3 protein-coding genes are annotated in these 2,525 nt (G+C 73.3%); 1 reads left to right on the top strand and 2 read right to left on the bottom strand.

What is annotated here, in order from left to right; genetic code table 11:
* Together E1281_RS39090 and E1281_RS39085 are read right to left on the bottom strand one after the other, a co-directional pair.
* Positions 1 to 275: hypothetical protein (locus tag E1281_RS39090; RefSeq protein ID WP_207943785.1), on the bottom strand; the 275-nt coding region annotated here is incomplete at its 3' end.
* A gap of 154 nt (positions 276 to 429) precedes the next feature.
* The gene (locus tag E1281_RS39085; RefSeq protein WP_131884727.1) at positions 430 to 1,512 is read right to left on the bottom strand and encodes a phosphotransferase family protein; all 1,083 of its coding nucleotides are present in this window, start codon (positions 1,510 to 1,512) and stop codon (positions 430 to 432) included.
* A 447-nt stretch (positions 1,513 to 1,959) separates the two neighbouring features.
* Between E1281_RS39085 and E1281_RS39080 the strand changes: the two genes are divergently transcribed.
* On the top strand, positions 1,960 to 2,525 hold a 566-nt coding region (locus E1281_RS39080; RefSeq protein ID WP_207943784.1), incomplete at its 3' end, for a hypothetical protein.

Here is a 2,525-nt window from a genome sequence, read left to right as displayed (position 1 = left end):
ACGCCCTCTCCGTCCAGGACGCCGTCGAGGACGCCACCGACGGCGCCCCGCTCCTCGCAGCCTCCGCTGCAGACCGACGAGCCCGAGCCCCCGAGGCCCGGCCGGCTGGCGGTGGACGGCTGCGGGATGGGCAGGGACGAGTCGTGCAGCGTCCGCATCACCGCCGTCGGAGGGCCGGTGAGCTGGCGGGTGACCGGCACGTCCGGCGCGCTGAGCGCGGGTGGCGGCGGCCGGTTGTCGGCGGGGCAGTCCACCAGCGTGTCCGTGCGTCGCACCAACGGCTTCTGCTGGAGCGACCAGTCCGGTTCGGTCTCGTTCTCACCCGGTGGCTCAGCCCGCGTCTCGTACTGCTGAACGCCCCACCGGAACGCCCCGCCGAGCTGAAGCCGGGACGACGCGTGTCGCGTCCCGGCTGCGCGCCGCGCCGGATCAGATGGTGCCCGTGTCCAGGGTGCGGTGGGCGCGCTCCAGCAGGACCGGGACACCGCCGCCGATCTGCTCGAAGCCCTCGCCCACGGTCGCGTTCTGCAGGTAGCGGGCGTGGATGCCCTCCAGGATGACGGCGAGCTTGAAGCACGCGAACGCGACGTAGAAGTCGAGGTCGGCCAGGTCGAAGCCGGTCAGCGCCGCGTACCGGTCGGTGAACTCGCGGCGGGTGAAGAAGCCGGGCGCGGAGGTGATCGTGGCGCCGACGGGGAGGTGTTCGGCGTCGTCGGCCTCGGCCCAGTACACGAGCGTCAGCCCCAGGTCGGACAGCGGGTCCCCGAGCGTCGACATCTCCCAGTCGACGACCGCGGCGATCTCGGGGCCCGGCTCCAGCCTGGCGAGCGCGTTGTCGAGCCGGAAGTCGCCGTGGACGAGGCGGGCCGGGGCGTCGGCCGGCATGCGCTCGGCGAGCCTGGCGACGAGCCGGTCGTATTCGGGCAGGTCGCGGGTGGTCCCGGTGGCGCGGATGGCCTCCTGGGAGCCGTCCCACTGCTTGCCCCACCGCTTGAGCTGCCGCTCCATGTAGCCGCTCGGCCGCCCGAAGTCCTCCAGCCCGACGGCCTTCACGTCGACGGTGTGGATCGCGGCGAGCGCGCCGGCCAGCGCCTCGCTGAGGCCGCGCGCCTGGCCGGGGGTGATCTCCTCGGCGTCCTCGCGGGTGCGCAGGACACGTCCCTCGACGTAGTCCATGAGGTAGAAGCGCGCGCCGATGACGTCCTCGTCGTCGCAGAACGCCAGCGTCCTCGGCACGGGGACCGCCGTCCCGTCGCCGAGCGCGGTCAGGACCCGGTACTCGCGGCCCATGTCGTGGGCCGTGGGCAGCACGTGCCCGAGCGGCGGCCTGCGCAAGACGATGCGGCGGCCGCCGTCGAGCGTGATGCCGTAGGTGAGGTTGGAACGGCCGCCCGCGATCAGGTCGATGGCGCCGATGCGTCCCGATCCGGGCAGCTCACGGGCCAGCCACTCCGCCAGGCGGGGGACGTCGATGCCGGGGACCCCGGACGGAAGCTCTGCGTCAACGGTCATGGCGCGTCAGTCTAGAACGCCGCTCGGTCGGGGTGGTGAACCCCACCCCCGTACCGGCCACCGGCGGGCCGGCGCGCCCGGTAACCGATCGGCCACATCCGGCCGACTTGCAGCATTGTTTCACCTGGCGTCCAGCATTGCACTGACATGCGGAAACGTGACTCGGGCGACACTGCCGGACGTAGCCGGTTCGGTGAGAGTCTCAGAGAAGTGGAGAACGCCAGGTGGATTCGGCGGAACGCTGGGGTACGCATCTGCGACGACACCCGAGCACCGTTGTATCTACCCGGCGCAGAGGTCGAAAGCCGTCATACCCGGCCCATGACGGCAGGCTGGACTTTCTGGGTCCCGCTGGGCTATGAGAGTAGGACTAGACCATTCGGGACTAGACCGCCCGATTGGGGGGGACACACCGTGGCAGACGCATGGCTGCCGGGAGCCGGCCGCATGCCGGCGCGACAGGACGGCGGAGCCCTGCGAGGGGGTGCTCCCCGGGTCGTCTGGTGCGCCGGCGAGCACGACCCGCGGGCCGTTTCCGCCCGGTCGGCGGCCGCCGACCTCATCAAGGAGGACCGGCCGCCGCACCTGGTCTGGCATCCCGGCACCGGCGACGTCGTCCAGCTCCTGCCGGCCACCCGCGCCGCCCGGCTGCTCGGCGGGCGCGTCGGCCGCGAGGGGCGCCTCTGCGTGCAGATCATGGTGATCGCCCAGTCCCGGGTGCCGTTCACCGGAGCGCCGCTCACCGGCCTCGAAGCGATCGTCGCCTGGCTCGAGGCGTGGGGCGTCCCGCGCCGCTGGCCCGCCGGACCGCCGCTGCCGTCGCCGCAGTCGTACCACGCGCACCGCGGCCGCAAGGACTGGGCGCGCGGCGGGCACTACGGGGCGTCCCAGGTGCCGCTGGCCGACCGTCCCGACCCCGGCGCCATCGACGTCCGCCGCATCACCGGACCCGACACGCCCGTGGCTCCCATCCCGAGGCCGCGCTCGCCCCTCCCCGACGCGCCCCGCCTGCT

Origin of the sequence: Actinomadura sp. KC345 (assembly GCF_004348515.1) — a bacterium.
Taxonomy (GTDB): domain Bacteria; phylum Actinomycetota; class Actinomycetes; order Streptosporangiales; family Streptosporangiaceae; genus Spirillospora.
This window is presented reverse-complemented; position numbering and strand designations above follow the sequence as displayed.

Excerpts from the sequence above, each read along its gene's own strand:
- E1281_RS39085 (WP_131884727.1), bottom strand. The coding sequence starts at position 1,512 with ATGACCGTTGACGCAGAGCTTCCGTCCGGGGTCCCCGGCATCGACGTC.